Origin of the sequence: Paenibacillus sp. FSL H8-0260, assembly GCF_045040625.1 — a bacterium.
GTDB lineage: Bacteria > Bacillota > Bacilli > Paenibacillales > Paenibacillaceae > Paenibacillus_AQ > Paenibacillus_AQ odorifer.
In genome coordinates, this window is sequence record NZ_CP150298.1 from 2,977,434 (window position 1) to 2,997,501 (window position 20,068).

15 protein-coding genes and 1 other annotated feature are annotated in these 20,068 nt (G+C 42.4%); of the genes, 8 read left to right on the forward strand and 7 right to left on the reverse strand.

Going from position 1 to position 20,068, the window contains the following annotated elements; genetic code table 11:
• Window positions 1-12: 12 nt before the first annotated feature.
• Both MHI51_RS13160 and MHI51_RS13165 read right to left on the reverse strand, forming a co-directional pair.
• Entirely contained in the window at window positions 13-1,452 is a 1,440-nt protein-coding gene (locus tag MHI51_RS13160; RefSeq protein ID WP_405173940.1) for a serine hydrolase domain-containing protein, read from the reverse strand.
• A gap of 87 nt (window positions 1,453-1,539) precedes the next feature.
• Complete coding sequence (locus MHI51_RS13165) at window positions 1,540-2,676, reverse strand: VanZ family protein (RefSeq protein WP_405173941.1); 1,137 nt, start codon at window positions 2,674-2,676, stop codon at window positions 1,540-1,542.
• 152 nt (window positions 2,677-2,828) lie between these two features.
• Between MHI51_RS13165 and MHI51_RS13170 the strand changes: the two genes are divergently transcribed.
• The 3 genes from MHI51_RS13170 (at window position 2,829) to MHI51_RS13180 (ending at window position 5,075) form a co-directional block, all read left to right on the forward strand.
• A complete protein-coding gene (locus MHI51_RS13170; RefSeq protein WP_076125990.1) occupies window positions 2,829-3,176 on the forward strand; it encodes a hypothetical protein in 348 nt (115 codons plus the stop codon).
• A 103-nt stretch (window positions 3,177-3,279) separates the two neighbouring features.
• Complete coding sequence (locus MHI51_RS13175; protein ID WP_340975817.1) at window positions 3,280-3,738, forward strand: hypothetical protein; 459 nt, start codon at window positions 3,280-3,282, stop codon at window positions 3,736-3,738.
• A 104-nt stretch (window positions 3,739-3,842) separates the two neighbouring features.
• Window positions 3,843-5,075 carry an aminopeptidase gene (locus MHI51_RS13180; protein ID WP_076219156.1) on the forward strand — a complete coding sequence of 411 codons (1,233 nt, stop codon included), beginning with the start codon at window positions 3,843-3,845 and terminating at the stop codon, window positions 5,073-5,075.
• Window positions 5,076-5,144: 69 nt separating this feature from the next.
• Here the strand turns inward: MHI51_RS13180 and trpS are convergent, their stop codons facing one another.
• The gene (trpS, locus tag MHI51_RS13185) at window positions 5,145-6,140 is read right to left on the reverse strand and encodes a tryptophan--tRNA ligase (protein WP_339248435.1); all 996 of its coding nucleotides are present in this window, start codon (window positions 6,138-6,140) and stop codon (window positions 5,145-5,147) included.
• 102 nt (window positions 6,141-6,242) lie between these two features.
• Window positions 6,243-6,525 (reverse strand) — a binding site (T-box leader).
• A 197-nt stretch (window positions 6,526-6,722) separates the two neighbouring features.
• On the opposite strand from trpS, the gene MHI51_RS13190 reads away from it, so the two are divergent.
• On the forward strand, window positions 6,723-7,148 hold the full coding sequence (locus MHI51_RS13190; protein ID WP_036686349.1) for a hypothetical protein: 426 nt from the start codon (window positions 6,723-6,725) through the stop codon (window positions 7,146-7,148).
• A gap of 150 nt (window positions 7,149-7,298) precedes the next feature.
• Here the strand turns inward: MHI51_RS13190 and MHI51_RS13195 are convergent, their stop codons facing one another.
• On the reverse strand, window positions 7,299-7,682 hold the full coding sequence (locus tag MHI51_RS13195) for a helix-turn-helix domain-containing protein (protein ID WP_076125996.1): 384 nt from the start codon (window positions 7,680-7,682) through the stop codon (window positions 7,299-7,301).
• A 225-nt stretch (window positions 7,683-7,907) separates the two neighbouring features.
• Here MHI51_RS13195 and MHI51_RS13200 point away from each other — a divergent pair, with 225 nt between their 5' ends.
• On the forward strand, window positions 7,908-8,444 hold the full coding sequence (locus MHI51_RS13200; RefSeq protein ID WP_036686352.1) for a sigma-70 family RNA polymerase sigma factor: 537 nt from the start codon (window positions 7,908-7,910) through the stop codon (window positions 8,442-8,444).
• Window positions 8,437-9,558, forward strand: coding sequence for a DUF4179 domain-containing protein (locus MHI51_RS13205; protein ID WP_076219153.1), 1,122 nt, complete (start codon window positions 8,437-8,439; stop codon window positions 9,556-9,558). Before MHI51_RS13200 ends, MHI51_RS13205 begins: the two co-directional genes overlap by 8 nt.
• A 1,352-nt stretch (window positions 9,559-10,910) precedes the next feature.
• On the opposite strand, the gene MHI51_RS13210 is transcribed toward MHI51_RS13205, so the two are convergent.
• Entirely contained in the window at window positions 10,911-13,166 is a 2,256-nt protein-coding gene (locus tag MHI51_RS13210) for a pectate lyase (protein ID WP_405173942.1), read from the reverse strand.
• 167 nt (window positions 13,167-13,333) lie between these two features.
• On the opposite strand from MHI51_RS13210, the gene MHI51_RS13215 reads away from it, so the two are divergent.
• Window positions 13,334-14,905, forward strand: a complete 1,572-nt coding sequence (locus MHI51_RS13215; protein ID WP_342410745.1) for an ABC-F family ATP-binding cassette domain-containing protein — start codon at window positions 13,334-13,336, stop codon at window positions 14,903-14,905.
• A gap of 2 nt (window positions 14,906-14,907) precedes the next feature.
• On the opposite strand, the gene MHI51_RS13220 is transcribed toward MHI51_RS13215, so the two are convergent.
• Window positions 14,908-16,713: a sensor histidine kinase gene (locus MHI51_RS13220; RefSeq protein WP_076275825.1), complete on the reverse strand. Its 1,806-nt coding sequence runs from the start codon at window positions 16,711-16,713 to the stop codon at window positions 14,908-14,910.
• 5 nt (window positions 16,714-16,718) lie between these two features.
• The gene (locus MHI51_RS13225) at window positions 16,719-18,347 is read right to left on the reverse strand and encodes a response regulator (RefSeq protein ID WP_076219848.1); all 1,629 of its coding nucleotides are present in this window, start codon (window positions 18,345-18,347) and stop codon (window positions 16,719-16,721) included.
• 262 nt (window positions 18,348-18,609) lie between these two features.
• Here MHI51_RS13225 and MHI51_RS13230 point away from each other — a divergent pair, with 262 nt between their 5' ends.
• Complete coding sequence (locus MHI51_RS13230) at window positions 18,610-20,001, forward strand: ABC transporter substrate-binding protein (RefSeq protein ID WP_076183515.1); 1,392 nt, start codon at window positions 18,610-18,612, stop codon at window positions 19,999-20,001.
• Window positions 20,002-20,068: the final 67 nt, after the last annotated feature.

The window sequence follows — 20,068 nt, forward strand, 5'->3', positions numbered from 1 at the left end:
ATTCATTAAGAATTATAGTCTGCCAATGATCTCAGGGAATTCAGTCGGTCCCATATTCACATTAAACTTTTGTTTAAGAATTAGCTGATTCTCTAGTAAGATTATTTCAAGAGTTATGCAAAAAGGCATTTCAATAAACAATAAAGTGAGCTGTAGCTGATCATCAGCAACCCAAGTAAAGCTGGACATGATTCGGTTCAAGGAAGCATCAATGACCTGTGCGAAGCTTTCGAGCCATTCCCCTCGACCAAGACGGATCACAGACTCCTCTCCAATCTTGGATTGGAAAGTAACTGCAGCTTCGTTGTTATTGAAAGAGATAGAGAAGGTGTCCAAGGCAAATTGGTTGTCATCAAGCTTATAGGTTAAGCTGTTTATTCTTTCTTCTTGTGATGAAGAGGGCTGCAGTTGTGGCGGTTGGATAGATAAATTCTTTAATTGTTCGACCAAGTGGACAGAAGTAGCAGGCTCTAATGGCATGGGAGCTTGCTTCATCGCGGGAAGCAGATGTTCCCACACAGCATTCAACATTCCTTGTATACTGTCTGATGCAGCGGTAGTAATAATTACGGCATCTTGCTCCGGAAGCACGATACAGAGTTGACCGAAGGCGCCATCTGCCCGGTAGGCACCGTGCTGGCATTGCCAGAACTGATACCCATATCCCATTGCCCAGTCATGATCACCTTCGCCATTGGAAATATGTTTGGAAGTAGCCTCATTAATCCACTTTTCAGGCAGTACCCGTTGATTATTCCAGATTCCTTTTTGTAAGTATAGCTGGCCGAATTTAGCGATATCCTCGGTTGTAATGTTTAAGCCAAATCCCCCTGTGTTAATTCCACGTGGACAAGACTCCCACGTAGCACCGTGAATGCCCAGAGGAACGAAGATGCGCGGTTCTAAATATTCTAGCAGTGTTTGGCCAGTAACCCGTTGAAGGATCGCGGCCAGCATGTAAGTAGCACCGGTATTATATAGGAAATGTGTACCCGGTTGTTTCTCGACGGGGACGGAGAAGAAAGCTTTCACCCAATTCCCGTCGCTACTTTTGCGAAGGGTGTCCATAGTATCCACGACATGCCCGGTACCCATCATCAATAGATGTCTGATTGTCATATTGGATAGATTCTCCGTGATAGTCGAAGGAGCCTCTTCAGGGAAAAAGGAGAGGACAGAATCATCGAGGGTGACAAGTTTCTCAGTAACAGCAAACCCGATTGCGGTTGAGGTGAAGCTTTTGCTAAGGGAAAATAACATATGCGGAAGAACGGACCTGTAAGGAGCCCACCAGCCTTCAGAGACCACATAACCATGTCGTAATAGCATAAAGCTGTGCAGGCCTAAATTTTGTTCTTCTACTGCACTAATAAAGCAGGATATTGCGGTTGATGAAATCCCCTGTTCTTCTGGAAGACTTCTAGATAACTGCAAGCTGCTTGTAGTTTCCATACGCTCATCTCCTAAATTTTGAGAATGCTCACCTCCTAATTCTATAATAATTTCCAATGTAAAAATACCATTTAAATAATAACTAGTTTAGCTTTCTACAGGGCTGTTGCTGGATACATCAGATTGGAGCCGTTTCTCTGGCCAAGAAATAACATGAGAAGTTCGACTTAGTTTCTCATATATTAGCTGAGTTTCTTTTTTGAATATACTAATGACTAAATGAATAAAGAAAGCCAAGTCTAGCAATAGAACAAACAGATGAATAAGCATATTCCATACGGAGGAAAGATTCCCTAGAAGGGCGGAATCAAGCAAAAGAGCGTGAATCCCAAGCAGCACCCAATATAGCAGGCCATATCTGATCATCAGAGCCCAGAAAAAAGCAAGATTCCCGCTGCTCTTCACCCGAATCCGCACCATCCATTTCCCTAAGGTCCGTCCGCCCGTGAGAGCCGGAACAAGCATGAAGTAAATACCAGTTACAATCCAGAAGGCAGCTTTTATATCGAATCCGAAGAGTACCCCAAACCCGATGCTCCACACCATACTATCGATTAGAAAAGCTATTCCTCTGCGGGTATAGGAGACTCTTTTGGCAGCGCGGTCAATGTTTGTATCCAGTTGTTCTATACGTGGCAATAGCCCGGAGATCCAAATGGAAATTCGAAATCCAAAAATCCCTCCGATTGTGTTGGTAATGAGATCATCGACATCAAAAAGACGGTAAGGATGATCGAAGAAACCATAAATTCCTGTAATCTGCGTGATCTCAAAGGACAAGGAAAAGGCAAAGGATAGTAGAATGCACACGACCCAGCGTGTACGAAAATAATAGCCCAAAAACATTCCAAACGGTACGGTCAATGCAACGTTAAAAATGACCTGTAAAAATGCAGGCTCACGCAGTAATGACCAGTAGGTCGAGATTTGTTCAGGGATGATTGACGATCCATCCACAATATCCTGAATAAACTGAAGGGGAATGAATTGGACGACACTCCCAGAAGGTGCAGCATTGTGCCGGGAGGATGGAAAAGGAAGCAAGACAAGAAAATAAGCGTTCATCAGATAGAGCAGCAGCAGATATAGGATTAAAGCTCTAAGCTTATGTATATAGCCATGTCTGCGGTATTGTACGATAAGAAAAGGTAGTGTGAAGACCAGCGCTGCTATTGGAAACATCATGAACGCATACGAAATTGGAAAAAAGTACGAATGAAACATAAGTCACCTGCCGTGGAATTGTTTTTATAAGAAAATTGACTCTACTTGGAAATAAGCTATCCCCGGCTCATTATAAGTTTTTATGATAGGGAACTCAACTAATTTATCGAACGTTTCCGGCATACATATGTCTATGAAGGAGCGTGAAGTGGATGGAGAAAAAGGTTCAGCAGTATTATCGGCTCAAGCAAAAACAAAAGGATATTGAAAAAGAATTGGCCGAGCTTCGTCAGGATATTTTAAATTATTGTAGTCAGCAGGAAACTAACGAGACTGAAATTGGCAGCTATAAAGTGAAGCTGGTCGTGCAAAACCGCAAAGAATATGATGATGCAAAGTTATATGAGACCTTATCAGACCCCGAAGTGTGGCGTTTGCTCTCCAAATCAGATCCGGCAAAGGTGGCAAGCTTGACCAAGTTGAATGTAATTTCAGAGGATAAAATCATGCATACTTATGCTTTGAAGACAGTGACACTGTTACAGGTGGATAAAAAATAGGGATTGAAGTGAGCGGTTCCTCGCGGGAGCCGCTTTATTTGGCTCATAACTGTCCAAATTAAGGAAATATGTTACAGTATTAGGGTGGAAGGGAGGTTGAATAGTGAAAAAAATAATCATCGCAGGCGTCATGGGCTTAACGATTTTACTTTTTTTCTTCTTTATTTTGCGGCATAATAATCAATCACTTGAGGTAAAACCGGATGTTATGTTCCCAACAGCGGAATACAGGGTGACTGATAGTAGTGCTCCAGGATTACCTATGCTTATAACTGCTGAAGGGGCGGATGTTATTAAGATACAGGCTACATCCGGCAATTTATTGTTATGGACTCCCCCTGACTACAAGGTGCATAACAAAGGTCTTGAGCTGAAAATCAAATCTGGAGATCAAATTTATTGGAGTCCAATGGATGGGGGGAATAAGCAAATAGATGAACCTCAGGATACCAAGATCACAGTGATTGCTTACCATAATGATAAGCAGATCGGAACGTCCAATGTAGAGATTCATAAGAATGATCTAGGTGTCTATACAGGTGAAATACCTGAAGTGAAGTAGCTGAGAATCTAAATCGAATCGCAACTATCCTCGTTTTGCGTTAAAATAAGAAGTGAAGCTGACCGAGTCCTTATAGCAACCCTAGAGATGGAGGAAGAGAATTCATGAAAGATTTTGAAGTAATGCTGGAGAAATATGCGAACCTAGTTGTAAAAGTAGGAGTAAATGTACAGCCTGGACAAGTCCTTATGGTACATGCACCGATAGAAACCGCAGAACTTACTCGCTTGATTGTAGCGAAAGCCTATGAAGCGGGAGCTAAATATGTAATTGTTGACTGGGACGATGAAGCAACTACACGGATCCGTTATGAAAAAGCCCCAGAGGATTCTTTCGATTACTATCCACAGTGGCAGGCTGAGATGATGGAGAAATTCGCGGAAGAGAATGGTGCCATCTTACATATTAAAGTACCTGATCCTGAACTGTTTAATGGCATTGATTCTTCTAAGGTATCTAGAGCAGTCAAAGCAGCGGCTGTTGCTCGCAAGAACTACTCCAAATATACTCGGAACAGCAAAATCAGCTGGTCTCTGGTCAAAGCGCCAACACGTGCTTGGGCGAACAAGGTTTTTGCCGATCTTCCTGAAGAAGAGCGGGTAGAGGCGATGTGGGAAGCTGTATTCCAGATGAACCGTGTGGGCAGCAATGATCCGGTAGCTGCTTGGAGAGAGCATATTGGTCAGTTGAAAGAAAGTCAGGACAGAATGAACGCTAAACGTTATAAAAGCTTGCATTACCGTGCTCCGGGAACGGATCTGCATGTAGAGCTTCCGGAAGGCCATTTATGGCGCGGGGGTGGCGGTGAGAATGATAAAGGCGTATATTTTGTAGCTAATATGCCAACGGAAGAGATTTATTCCATGCCCCATCGGACTGGCGTTAATGGCACAGTTAGAAGCACGCTCCCTCTTAATTTGAATGGACGGTTAGTTGAAGGACTTTCATTCACTTTTGAAAAAGGGAAAGTCGTAGCTTATGAAGCTGAATCCGGACGCGAACATTTAACCTCACTGCTGGCAACGGATGAAGGTGCATCTTATCTAGGAGAAGTAGCCTTAGTGCAGCATGATTCTCCAATCTCTCGCTTGAACCGCATTTTTTACAATACAGGGATTGATGAGAATGCCTCCTGCCATTTCGCGCTAGGAAGTGCTTATCCTGTAAATATTGAAGGCGGCACAAAGCTTACGAACGAAGAGCTTGTGGCTAGAGGAGCTAATGTCAGCTTAACTCATGTCGATTTTATGATCGGTTCAGCAGAGCTGGATATTGACGGAGAGCTGGTGGACGGCACGATTGAACCCGTATTCCGTAAGGGAAATTGGGTGTTGTAAGGAGAAGAAAAAAGCCGGATCTCTTCCAATGAGATTCCGGCTTTTTTTGAGTGCCTATATTGGTCATTTTTAGATTAAAAAATAGTTAAGACTCATAGCCTCACGTACTTCGGCCATTGTTTCTTGAGCAATGCTGCGGGCATGCTGTGTTCCAGAGATTAAGATTTCCTGCACAAGCTTGGGCTTAGTAGCATAATAGGAACGAAGCTCTCGCATCGGTTCTATAAGCTGATCTAGAGCTGTCGAAATCAACTGTTTGCAAGCAGAACAACCCATGGTACCCCGCTCACAGCCTTCACGAATTTCGGTTACCCCCGCTGAGCGAAAAGCACCATGATAAGCAAAAATAGGACAGATATCTGGATGTCCAGGATCATTTTTATGCACACGCGCTGGATCGGTTGTGGCTTTTCGTATCTTAAAGATAATCTCTTCCTTAGTGGAGTCCAGCTCGATGGCATTGCCAAGGCTTTTACTCATTTTAGCGTTGCCATCCGTACCCACAAGCCTCGGCGTCTCACTGATCAGCGCTTTGGGTTCCACCAGTATCGGGCTGTACAGCTCGTTGAATCTGCGGACGATTTTGCGGGTTAATTCCAGATGAGGGAGTTGGTCTTCCCCTACAGGAATGATCGTTGCTTTACAAAATGTTATGTCAGCAGTCTGACTAACTGGATAACCAAGAAAACCGTAATACAATTCATCTAAGCTCGAATTTTTCGATTCGGCTTTAATCGTGGGATTATGCCGTAAAGAATTCACAGTAACAAACATAGAGAACAAGAGGGTCAGCTCTGCGATTTCAGGGATCATCGATTGAATAAATATAGTTGTTTTCTCCGGATTTATACCCGCAGATAAATAGTCCAGTGTGATCTCATGCAGATGTTGACCCAGCAGCTGTGGACGATCAAAATGGGTCGTTAGGGCTTGAATATCCGCTAAAAACACAAAAGTTTCATATTGCTCCTGAAGGGCTACACGGGTCTGCAAGCTGCCGGCGTAATGGCCAAGGTGAAGCTTTCCAGTCACTCGATCTCCAGTTAAGACACGTTCGTTCATCATATAAATTCCTCCTGTTATTTAGCACTTGGTTACACTCGAGTCGCCACCACCAGCCATCATCCATGGCCATCACCTCCTTTAAATAACAAAAAAACCTCATCCAATAAGGACGAAGTTGTCGTGGTACCACCTTAAATGATCGTGTCACCTTACGATTCTTGGCTTACGATCTTCTCTTACCTGTACGGAGAGGTTGAATTTATTCTCGATACAGGTCCCTTGATAACGGCGGGAACCCCGGTTTTCCCTACTGTATCCATTAAGATAGTTCGGAAAAACAACTATAAAGGCCATTCGAGCATACGCTGGTCACCGGTTCGCACCTACCACCGGCTCTCTGAAGACCATGTTCGTCTGTCTACTTACCCTTTGTCATCGTTGTTCATGATATGTGAATTATTGTAATGCTGAACAGGGGTGTTGTCAATGAGTGGAAATCGTATGGTGATTGACAAGGTATCTAGGTTTATATGATCTAGCAAAGTATACCTTAAATGTATATAATCATCAGGAATTAAGTCCAATCTATCATTGCGGATTCACAATATACTACTCTATAACCTTGAAATGGAGTGATGATAAATGGCGACAATAATAAGTTATGGGTCACAGGCAAAAATCCCGTTAGATCCGTTTACTACTGCTATAACGGTTGCAGGGATTCCTGGAGCTGGAGCGGGTCTAGCCACAGCACAAGTAAATATTAGTCCGGCTAATCCGGCTTCTTTCTCCAGTAGAGTCGAGTTAAATGGTAGTTTTAGTCTTACTGCACTTGCTAATAGCCAATTTCTTGTTATCATCCGACGAGCTGGAGTCGATATTTATAGATCCTTTTATCGTTTTACTACAATTACTGATATTCAATTAAGTGCTCAGTGGGTCGATGGTGCTTATATTGGAGTCCACAACTATGAATTGGTAATTCAGAATGATAGCAACTTGCCTATCAATCTATTTGGACCCATATCATTCACAGCAACTGCTATTGGAGGAGAGGGCGTAATTTAAGTTATGTCTTTGTGCGCCATTTAAGGGACGGGTGAATCAATGCTTTGGACAGTTGAATCGATCTGATTCAGCTGTCCTTTTTTCGTGGGTGTATAATTGAAGTACAACTCTCACAGCATAAATCTCCAACCATTTCCTTCATATAGCGGTTTATTTATTTAAGATGTTATCCTCTAAAACAGCGTATTTATCGCCGTATTGTTTAATGATATGTTGTTCTCCCCAATTACATAATGCAGTCAAAATATCGCTTAAACTATCCCCATATTCACTAAGCTCGTATTCTACTTTTGGTGGAACCTGATTATAAACAATTCGGTTGATGATTCCATCTGCCTCAAGCTCGCGTAGCTGCTGGGTTAACATTTTTTGAGTAATGCCGGGCATCAACTGTTTTAACTCGGAGGTGCGTTTTTTGCCATGAGTTAAATGACATAGAATTACGCATTTCCATTTCCCTCCGATGACCTCTAGTGTGGCTTCAACAGAAATATTGTATTTTTTCTTGACAGTTGTTGTAGATGTTGTTGTCATGATAACCTCCAAGGTATGGGTACTTTTTAGTACCTATGGCACTTTTGAGTGCGTACTATTGATTATGTCCAATATAACTCATCATAACATTTTTCGTTCAATTTTTATAGAATGCTATAATTTAGAGAGCTTTGGGCGAAAAAAAGTTAAGTGAAATAAAAACCGTTTCTATACCTCCCCCGTCTTAATCTATGAAAGGTTGAAGAGAGGAGGCTAAGGAAGGATATGACGATGACTAATGCAGAAATGAAAAAAGTAACGATTCTTGATACTCGGAGCGAGACAGATTTTTACGATTCGATATTGGTACATAGAGAACAACTGTACAGTATTGCTTATAGTTACTTGCGGAACCGAAACGATGCGCTGGAAGCGATGCAGGAAATGACTTGCCGGGCCTGGATTAAAAGAAAAACTTTAAAGGACCCCAAAGCATTCAAATCATGGATTATTCGCATTCTAATTTATGTCTGCATAGATGAACAAAGACGAAGAAAACGTTCCATGCCGCTGGTAGATGAAAGAATAGGAGAACAGGTCACACACATTGGCCATCATCGGATGGAAATGCTGTGGGCACTCGAGCAGGTTAAGCCCAAGTATCGCCATGTGCTGCTGCTAAAATACTACAATGATATGACCTTGACTGAGATCGCTAACATTATGAATAAACCCGAGGGGACGGTTAAGACTTGGCAGCATAAGGGGCTGAAGCAGTTGCGAACCATCATAAAGAATCGGGGTGAATGGAACAATGAGTAGTCAAGAGGAGCTTGCCATGTTAAGCGATGCCGGACGTATCCCACAAGAACAAAAAATAGAGAATGCAGCCGCTCAGATCTATGCGATCCAAGCAGGTTTGGAATTAGGCAAGAAACGTGGCAGAAGGTTAATATTCACAAAAAGTGCGATGTCTGTGCTGGCGGCTGCAGTGATGATAGCGGGCTTGCTGTTCTTCAATCCAACCCAGCTGTTGCCACAGCAAGGGACTTCGAGTGTTGAAACGTTTGATTGGGGCGTATTGGAGCCTTTTAAAACATTGGCTGCAGCTGATATTGATGCTCTTACACTAGAGTCTGCAATACGGAATGATTATGTACAAATCGTTAATAAGAGTGCTGAATCAAATGGATATAAAATTACTCTAAATGCTGTACTTGCTGATGAAAATAAAATCATGCTGCTGTATACAGGGACAACAAGTGATGGTCAGGAAGTGTACAGTGTAAATAGTGTGAAGCTGACAGATGCTGAAACTGGACGAGACGTAATGGAGGAGAATGGGAATAGAGGCGGAATGGGAGCACACGCAGAGGGAACCATATATACTTGGCTCGGCAAAACTGTATTTTCACTGGACCGAAATAAACCAAGGCCAACAGACGTAGTAGCGGATTTTCAGATTGCCTCTGTAGACCCGGGAATGTTAAGTAAACCGAAAACAGGAACGGTTTTATCCGACATGCGGTATTCTGATCGTTTAAAAGTGAACTTCTCTATTGATCCTAAGTTTTGGGAGCTGAAGACGGAGACATTAGTTGTTGACCACCCTTTCATAATTGATGGACAGGAAGTAAAACTAGCCGAAGTCGAGCTTTCTCCGTTAAGCATAGCGCTCAAATTTACGATAAATGAGGAATTGAAAACGGATTGGATCGTCCGAAATGAACTGTTTCAAAAGCTCCCCTATGAATTAACAGCGCAGGTTGGGAAGCACGACATTAAAATTAATCCGAATTCTGGTAGTGGATCTGATGATGGATTTATAAGTTACTTCAGCAGTAATGTGTTGGATCACCCGAAGTCACTGCGACTGAAACTTAATGCGGGGGCAGATCGAGAGAAAGAAGAGTATATTGATATTCTGAAAAAATGAGCGGTAAGCGATTTTAGTGAATATGTGTTGGGAGTTGTAATATAGAAAAAGGCCGCAGGTTGCGGCCTTTTTGTTATTGTTGGGACATTATACTAACTTTTCGAGTTACCTTTTAACACCAAACACGCCACTTGCTAAATGAGAACAAACTCCTGATGCTCCTATCGGGACTGTATGTGCATAATGCTCCTCATGGGGGCTATAGGCGCTTAATGTTCCTCAGGCTTCACACTTTTCTCAGGCTCCTCATGTTTCACAGGTTCCTCAGGCACCTCATGTTTCTCACGCTTCTCACGCTTCACAGGCTTCTCATGTTTCTCAAGCGCTTAGCACTCCTAACGGACTGTATTGCAGCTATTTTGGCTTTTTTGACCATTTTGCTGAGTTTTCGGACTGTATAGCTCTTATTGGTCTAAATCCACACCAAAATTGAGCATATTGGGTTGAATAGCTGCATCTGAGTCCGATAGCACTGCGAAATGCCCGGATTCTTCGAAATAAGGGCTCCTGAGTCCGAACCATCTGGCCTCGTAAATATTGCACTGTAAACTGTAAAATCGTCGTCTGACCTCGCTAATACTGCACTGTAAACGGTAAAATCACCGCCTAAGCGTCTGAGCAATTTCGAAGGTACAAAAGTGGCGCTAATCTGGCGTAATATGGCGCTAGTAGCACTAATATGTCGCTAATTTGGAGCAAAGGTGGCGCTAATGTGGCAACTAAGTTAATAACGCTCCTCACGTTTCTCATGTTCCTCATGTTCCTCACGCTCTTAGCACTCCTAACGGACTGTATTGCAGCTATTTTGGCTTTTTGGACCATTTTGCTTAGTTTTCGGACTGTATAGCTCTTATTGGTCTAAATCCACACCCAAAATGAGCATATTGGGATGAATAGCTGCATCTGAGTCCGATAGCACTGCGAAATGCCCGGATTCTTCGAAATAAGGGCTGCTGAGTCCGAACCATCTGGCCTCGTAAATACTGCACTATAAACTGTAAAATCGTCGTCTGGCCTCGTAAATACTGCACTATAAACTGTAAAATCGTCGTCTGGCCTCGTAAATACTGCACTATAAACTGTAAAATCGTCGTCTGACCTCGTAAATACTGCACTGTAAATTAAAATCGTCGTCTGACCTCGTAAATATTACACTCTAAACTGTAAAATCACTGTCTGAGCGTCTGAGCAATTTCGGCGGTACAAAAGTGGTGCTAATGTGGCGTTAATATGGCGCTAGTAGCACTAATATGTCGCTAATTTGGTGCAAAGGTGGCGCTAGTGTGACAACTAAGTTAGTAACTTTTCTCGTTGTTGTAATGGGATATGTGTTCAGTAATTAGTTAGTCGAGTTAGTTGCTGTAATTTGTTTTCAACCATTCCTCGTTTGACCAGGACAATTTGCCTGCCCCTGAGCCGTCAACAGCGGTAAGTCTGGATTTTAGACTAGCTGGGTCATCTGAAGTGTAGCTGTAAGGTAGTGTTGTGAATCCGTTCCATGCAAATGCTTTAACGGCAGCGGGTGCAGGGGAGAGAGGGCTGTTCTTTGCTGTACTGTCTCCTCTGAATGTTGCTCCATCAAGTGAATAGATCGTATCTAAAGCTGCGATTGCACCCGTATATTTGCTATTATTTGCATCCGCTTGATTGTTGCGAAGAGGATACACTACATCAATGATTACAGAACTTTCAAGTAATACAGCTCCTCCTTCTGTCGAGATGGCTCCGTTACTTGTAACCCCGAAATGATACCCCTTGCTTGAGATCGCTTTTTCCATAGCGGAGGTTAGGCGTTTTTTAGCCAATCTGGTATCTTCGTTGTCCATTACAATGTTATAGGCATGCGCATTACCACTACGAAGGCGGGGCATGCGGTCTTGTATATCTTTATAGTAGTTGTGATGGAGCGTCACAGAAAGAAGCGCATTATCAGCTGCAAATTCTGTTGCGCCTATTAAATGGCCCTTTTTTTGACTAGCGGCAATCGCAATAATGTCGTCTTTACTTAGGCCAACTGAGCTGCTTCTTAAATAAGCGTACATGGGATAGGCAGCCTTGTTGGCTTCCATAGCATTAATTTGCTGAGTAACCCAGCTGTTTGCGTTTCTATCATCCCCTAAGAAGGATGACCATGAAATGGTGACGCCGTTGCTGCCTTTTTTAACATCGACAACTCCGTCATAAGATTTATTGAAGGTGCAGTGGTCGATCCATACGTTGTTGCTGTTTTCAATGGTGATGTAGTCCCAGTCGTTTTTATCGTAATTCCCTTTGGTTGCTTCATCCCATTCCCACAGCTCATCAAATTCAAGGTTGCGGATGATGACGTTAGAGCTTCTTTTAAAGGTAAAAGCGGCATGTTTAATGGTTGCACCCTTAGCAGAGAAAATGGTCAAACCGTCGAAGTTGTCTATAGACACTTTGCTGACACCAGTCTCTATTAATACGGGATGTGTTAAAGCATTGTTATGAGCGCTAAATGGGGAGATCTTTGCTGCATCAGAAATTTCATTCCATCCCAGATCCAAGTCGTTCATAATTTCAATAACCTTTATTTTGGATCCTTTTCTCAGTGCAGTGGCAAGATCTTCTGCGGTATATACCTTTTTATAGAGTGGACTGGTTTCTTGGATATTTCCACCACCTGTTGTTCCTGTGGCAAACCCAGCCAAATCATATTCACTAACCTGAACCGGTGTAGGCGTTGGTGAAGCAGTCGGTATCGGCGTAGCAGTTGGTGTTGGTGAAGCAGTCGGTATCGGCGTAGCAGTTGGTGTTGGTGAAGCAGTCGGTATCGGCGTAGCAGTTGGTGTTGGTGAAACAGTCGGTGTTGGTGAAACAGTCGGTATCGGCGTAGCAGTAGGTGTCGGTGAAGCAGTAGGCGTTGGTGAAGAAGTCGGTATCGGTGTAGCCGTCGGTGTCGGTGAAGCAGTAGGTGTTGGTGAAGCAGTCGGAGTCGGTATTGCAGTAGGTGTTGGTGTCGGTGTAGTGACAATGGTGTCAGAAACGGTCACGTTGTCGAACATCGTAATAGTTTTAAAGGTAACGAGCCCTGCTGCACCTTTTTTTAATTTGGAATCGGAAGCTGAGAGCTCCAGCGTATCATTTACATACATGTTGATGGTATTTCCGCTCATTTCGAGTTTTACATTATACCAAACTCCTGTTTGCAGAGCGTAAGGTTTGCTGGTCAAAGTTGTAGTAGATCCAGAAACCTTCTTTCTGATTTCCAGCATGCCATCATTATTATTATACAAAGAAGCTGCATAAAAATTATTTCCATCTATGTATCTGCCCGCAACATAAGTTCTGTTTGAGCCATTAAAATCAACTACTTTTACATCCGCTTCCACAGTGTAATCGCTCCAGGCTGGATCACCTGCAGAAGTACGTCCTTCTTTTGTGGCAGACTGGTAATATACGCTGTTGCCTTCGTCCTCAACAATAGTCCAATTCCCACTAGTGGACGTCCATAGATTATCGCCCTCTTCAAAGCGGTCTTGGAAGAAGGTAGAAGCACTTGCCGGATACACAATAAAAAGAGAAAAGAGCAGGGTTATGCACATAGTAACACTCACATTTTTCTTGATTGATTTTAGCAAACTCATTGTAATCCTCCTTATGTATTTATAAATTTATATTAATATAAATACATATATCGGAAATAAATATAAGTAATAATATGATTATAAAGTCCTTTTTTTAATTAGTGCTATAATAGCTTTTTGGGTATTCAACGATGAATTCTGATCTATACGAACTAGGAGTGATAGACTTGAGCGTAATCCGAATGGAGAACGTAACTAAGAAATATGAGAATACATTGATCTTTCGAGATATTTATTTTCGTGTGAGCAAGGGTGAACGTATTGGCTTAATCGGACGAAATGGAGCAGGTAAATCTACTGTTTTTAAGCTAATCATGGGAAAAGAGGAGCCAACGGCAGGAAAAGTAGAGTTAGATCCCAATGTGAAGATCAGCTACTTCTCTCAATTTTCGGAGCTTTCCGGGTCTTTGTCTGTACAACAAGAGTTAGAACTTTGCTTCGAAGAGGTAGCACGCATTGAACAGGAGCTTAACCAAATAGGAGAACAGCTTGGGCAGGTGTCGGATGATGTCCAGATGAATGCACTTTTAGAGCGCCAAGCTGAGCTTTTTGAACAAATGGAGCATTTGGATGGCTGGAATGTATCTGTGGAAATCAATACGGTGCTGACTAAATTAGGATTCGATGAGAGATCGCGGCATCAACCTGTAGAGGAGTTATCCGGAGGCTGGAGGAACCGCGCGGCACTGGCTAAAGTCTTAATTGAAGCGCCCGATGTTGTATTGCTCGATGAGCCTACTAATTTTTTGGATATGGAAGGGATCGTATGGTTGGAGCAGTGGCTGCACCGTTTCAATGGGGCGATGCTTCTGGTTTCTCATGATCGGCAATTTATTGACAGAGTGGTCACGCGGACGATAGAAATCGAGAACTATCATTTTCAGGAATATGAAGGCAATTATACGGATTACGTTCGTAAAAAGAAGATGCGTAAAAAAGTGCTCGATCGGCAATTTGAGTGGGAAGAAGAACTTCTCATTATGGAGTCCGAGGCCATTGAAAACCGTGGTAGTAAGAAGTCTTCTAAGGACCGTCTATCCCGTAAGCTAACGGATATGAAAAAACGAGTGGAACCTCATCCAGTTAACGTATTAATCACTGATATTTATAGTAATTTACGTTTTCCTGACAAGCTGGGGGAAGTGAGGCGGATTGGACAAATTTATGATGGCCGCTCCATTTTCCAGAACATTAGCTTCGATATTCAAAAGGAAGACCGGATAGCTATCGTGGGTCCGAACGGCAGCGGAAAATCGACACTAATCAAAGTACTGACTGGACAAGAAGCACCGGAATCGGGGGAAGTGACTTGGGAACGCGGGGTCGGTTATGCGCACTTTAATCAGATGTGGGATGAGCTGGATCATAAAGATACCGTCAGCCATGCCGTAAATGTTTATGGACTGGGACTGGACGCACCGCGGAAAAAGGTGAATAAATTTCTAGCGATGCTGCAATTCTCGGAAATGGATCTGAGTAAAACGATTGGCAGCCTTTCAGGCGGACAGCAGGCCAGAGTGGCTTTAGCGAAATGCCTTCTCTCCGGAGCTGCTGTCATTATTTTAGATGAGCCCACTAACCATTTGGATTTAACCAGTATTCAGGTGATGGAGCAGGCGTTGATTCATTTTCCTGGCGCTGTAGTAACAGTTAGTCATGATCGGTTTTTTATTGATAAAATAGCGACGAAAATGCTTACCTTTGATCCTGAATTAGGCATTACTGAGCAAAATGTCTAGGATTACGCGGGAAGTCGGATGATCACTGTCGTTCCTTCACCTACGTGACTGGAAATTTCAATTCCATATTTTTCGCCAAAATGAAATTGAATGCGATCATGAACATTTTTAATGCCAATATGTTCTTCATCTAAGGTATCTGAGGGTTGAGAGAGACGGAAACGCAGCTGCTTAAGTTTCTCTTCCTCGATGCCAATGCCGTTATCTTTAACGATAATCAGCATATCCTCCCCCGATATCACCGAGGATACCTCAAGCAGACCTGGTTCACTGCGGCTTTCTAGGCCGTGTACGATAGCATTCTCTACGATGGGCTGCAAGGAGAAGTGCATGACCTTAACGATTTCGCATTGCGGATCTAGCTGCTCCATGTACTGTAATTTATCCCCAAAACGCAACTGCTGAATCTTCACATATAGCCGGACATGCTCAAGTTCTTCGCGCAGGGTAACGGTGATTTTCCCAGTCTGGATATGAATCCGAAACAATCTGCCCACGATCCCCACCATCTCGCCAATCTCTCTTTGTCCATTGATGATGGCTTTCATTTGAATAGATTCAAGGACATTTGCCAGGAAATGCGGATTGATTTGGCTTTTGAGCGCACCATACTGGGCTACTTTTTGTTGAGCCTTGGCCATCGAAGATCGCTCAATATAGTTTTGCAAATCTTTAACCATCTTACGAATTCCATTATATAGAACCCCAAATTCATCTTGACGATTACTGTACAAATCCACATCGAAATTCCCCATCCCCACCAGCTTCACCTTCCGGCTTAACAGAATAATAGGTTTGGTTACGCGTTCCGAGAGGATATACATAAATAAGAGTGCAGTGACAAGCGATAAGAGCGCCAAGGTTAAAATGATTTTGCCAAGAAAAGAAGCCTGCTTAGTCATCTCTTTTTCATCAATATATTGAATGACCTTCCAGTTGGAGTAAGGAGAAGTAACAAAATTAATGTACGAATCCTTGTCATCAAAAGTACCATATAAGCTCCCGGCGTCATTGTTCATAAAAGTGTTAAGCGCCTGTTTGTCGATAGGGACTGGCTCTAAAGGACTCGTCTCCAATGAATCTGAGCTGTAAACGTTGCCCCCCTTATCGTCTAAAATAATAAATTTCCGCTTGCTATTCTCGGACAGCTTTAAGATTTCCCGTAATGAATCCAGCCGGATATCGATTAACATGACACCTAAGGGCTGCTTGCTTCCTTTTTTATTAATGACTCTGGCGATGGAGATGACGGATTGTTTGGAATTGGTGCGATAGAAGGGGAGATGACTTCCAAACAGGATTACGCCCCCCTTTTTTTGCTGCGTCTGTAAATACCAATCCTCTTGGGTGTAGTCCTTCACATCATAATCCGCACGATTGAAATTGGCGGAGTAGAATACACGTGACCCCGCGAAAATCTGCACACTGTCGACATTTTTAATCGTCATTTCAATCCCGCTGATGAACTGTTCAATCGTGTTTCCATACTGAATACTTAGATCATTCCCGATATTATCTTTGTTGATAGTCCAATGCTCGAGAGCGGTTTGTAATTGACTATCTACTTGGGCGTTAAGGGTCCCTTTTTCAATACTTTGCAGATACTGGTCGATGTTGAAAGAAAGATTATTAAGGATGAGATTAGAGCTGCTTTGATATTCATTTTTGACGGCTTGATTTGAAAAAATATAGATAATCGCGGATATAATCAGCAAAGGAATAGTAATGGTCAGGATCATCAGCACAAAAATCTGCCGATTGACATGCCGCATCCGATAGCGTTTTTTTGGCTGGTTTATTTGCATCATTTTGCTTACCACCCCGATTGTTTTCTATAGTCTGATGGGGTCATGTTGGTGAAGAGCCGGAACGTTTTAACGAAATGCTTATAGCTCTTGTAACCACACATTGTGCAGACATCGGTCACTAGAATTTCCGGTTTTTTTAAGCATTCCTGCGCGTATTCCATACGGATTTCGGTTACAAATCGCATATAGTTCTTATCGAGTTTTCTTTTGAACAGACGGCTTAAATAAGAAGGGTTATAGAAGAAGCGATCCGCTACCATTTGTAGAGTAATATCTTGATCAATATTAGCTCTAATGAAGGATTTAATATGTTCAAAGATAATCACATCCTGCTGATGGTTATCCGTCAGACCTTCGGTATATATGTTCCCCAGATGAACCATCCAATTCCCCAGCCACTCGAACATGACCTCAAGGGAGTGAAAATCCTCAACAAAAGTAAGGTTTAATAGTTTATCGCTGTACACACCATCCCTATGAATGTGGTTTTTATTAGCGAAGCGGATAATGACACTTATGATTTCTTGTACATATGCAAGCCATAGATCAGGTGAAGGGCCATCTGCTTTATGCAAAATATCTTGTGCCAATCGTTGCATTAATTGTAGAATCTCTTGTTTATTGGCATTTTCGATGCAGGAGATTATTCGTTTCTTATCGTTGTCATCTAGTTGAATAAGCATTGGTTTAGTAGCTGTGGCGCCTGCCTTTATAGAAGAGATATGGAATATATTCCGTTCATTCTGATAGAAGCGTTGATATAACAGCTTTTCAGACTCGTGAAGTAATGAAGTGATTTGAGACAGTTCGTTCGTCACTGTACCTATGGCAAGATAAAGGGCAAGATGATGTTCTAACGTAAGCTTGTTCAAATACTGATCGAGTTCAGGAAGTACTTGGGTCTCAAAAGGGACAATGCTCGTTGCAGTCTGTGATCCCATGACTATTAGCCCGTATAGTTTGGATTTAGCAGCATAGGTAAAAATAGATCGTGGCAGACTTGCCGGGAGATAGGCCTCCGTTGCAAGATGTATGAACTTAGTCGCCTGTTCTCGCATCCACCTTGTGGATGGTGAAGGTGTTTCTCTGATAGGGAAACCTGCCAAAACAAAAGGGAGATACAGATAATGTTTACTTTTAAAATTACATAATTCAGCGATCAAATTAGTGTCAATTGCAGGTTGTTCTTCTTCGAGTAGTAGCTTTATAAGTTGTGAGCCTTCCAGAGTAGAACGTTTCCTTTGTTCTTGTTGTTTAAGTTGCAGCTTGTTCATGCATTCTTGAATCACGGTTAGGCTTTCTTCATATTCCAGAGGTTTGAGCAAAAAAGCATGCACACTCCCAAGTTTGATGGCTCGTTGAGCGTATTCGAAATCATTAAATCCTGTCAAAATAATAAACAAAGTATCAGGAAGGAATTGGCGAAGCTCTTCTATCATCTGAAGACCATCCATTTCGGGCATGCGAATATCAGTGATCACTAAATCTGGCTGCTCACGTAGTGCGGTAGCGACGCCTTCTTTTCCATTCTCCGCTTCAACAATACTCTGAACACCAAGCTCCTGCCACGAAAAGTAATGTTTTAATCCCGTCCGTATTAACGGTTCATCCTCTACAATCATAAGCTTGTACATGAAATCCCTCCGGAAGACTAGATTTATAGTGGATTTTTCAACAACGATATCATCAAATGTAAGTTATAAGCTAAAAATTAAAATAATTATAGGTGAAATATGTAATGTATTATAACATTGAAGAGGGGCTGAAAGAAGGTATAGGTCAGAATACGACCCTAAATGTAAAAGGAGTGGGATTCTCCTGAATTTATAATTGATTTATGATTAGCGCAAGGAATGAGAAAGCATTCTATTCCACAAAAATAATAGGGGGTAGCACATGAGAGCAATGAAAAAAGGGCTAATGAGCATTGTTGGTGTCGCACTTTTAGGTACACAGTTAGTTGCATGCGGAAATACGAATACAGCGAATTCCGCCAATGAACCAAGTAATAATACTGATAAGAGTGAGCCCGCGGCCACTGAGACTGCTGCTAAACCAGTAGAAATAACATGGTGGAATTTTCCGAGCTTTCAAGCTTTAGATGGTGAAGTTGGCAAATATGAGAAGGAAATCATTGCAGCTTTTAATGAGAAGAATCCGGAAATTAAAGTCAACCTTGAGATGATCACCTTTGAAGGCGGCCCTGAAAAACTGAATGTGGCAATTGCTTCGAATACCGCACCTGATGTAATTTATGATGCTCCTGGACGGATTATTGACTGGGGTAAAAAGGACTTATTAGCACCTCTTAATGATATGGTGACCGATGAAGTGAAAAATGATATTTCGGAAGCCTTTTGGAAACAGTCTAGTGTTGGCGAAGAGATCTTTATGTATCCGATCAATACAGCTCCTTTTATGATGGCGGTAAACAAGACTGTTTTTGAGAAGATTGGCGCGCTAGATTTGCTTCCTCTGGATAAGGAAGACCGAACTTGGACGTTTGAAGAATATAAGAAAGCGCTGGAAGCTGTTAAAGAAAAAGCACCTGATGTTATTCCTACCGGATTCTTCGCGAAGAGCCAGGCTGGAGATCAAGGAACTCGTGCATATCTTGCTAACTTAGGTGTATCCAGATTTCTAAATGAAGATAATTCCGCAGTCGCGATCAATACTGATAATGCTGCGAAAGCGTTGGATTGGATCGTTCAAGCTACAAAAGATAAACTTAGCGTTTCTGGTGCGGCTTCCCTTGCGGCTGCTGACGTGAACGACTTATTTTTACAAGGGAAATTAGCCTTTACACTCAACTATTCTGCAGTACTTAAAGCTCAGAACGTATCTAAAAAAATGGTTGAATTCGAAGATGTTCTGCTTCCATTCCCAACTTTAGATGGATCGGAACCTAAGCTTGAACCTTACCTTGGCGGTATGGCTGTATTCAATAATGGTGATGAAGCTAAGATTGCAGCTTCTAAGAAGCTGATTGATTTTATTGCTAATGATCCTGTATGGGGGAAGAAAAACTTGATTCAAACAGGTGGTTTGTCTGTTCGTAATTCGATTACAGGCCTCTATGATGATGCAGAGTACAAATACGCTGAGTATGCTCGTAAATTCACAACAGATGCACCTACCATTGCCGATGGATATGCTGATATTCGTACTTTCTGGTTCCCTGAATTACAACGTGCTTTAACTGGAGGAGCAACCGGTAAAGAAGCTTTGGACAGCTTTGCTGCAAAAGCAAACGAAGCGATTACGAAAGCAAAGGCTGCAATGAAATAAAAAAAGTGAATGGTGTCCAAAAGAATAGAGTGCGGGAAGCACTCTTTTCTTTTTAAATCATCGAAGA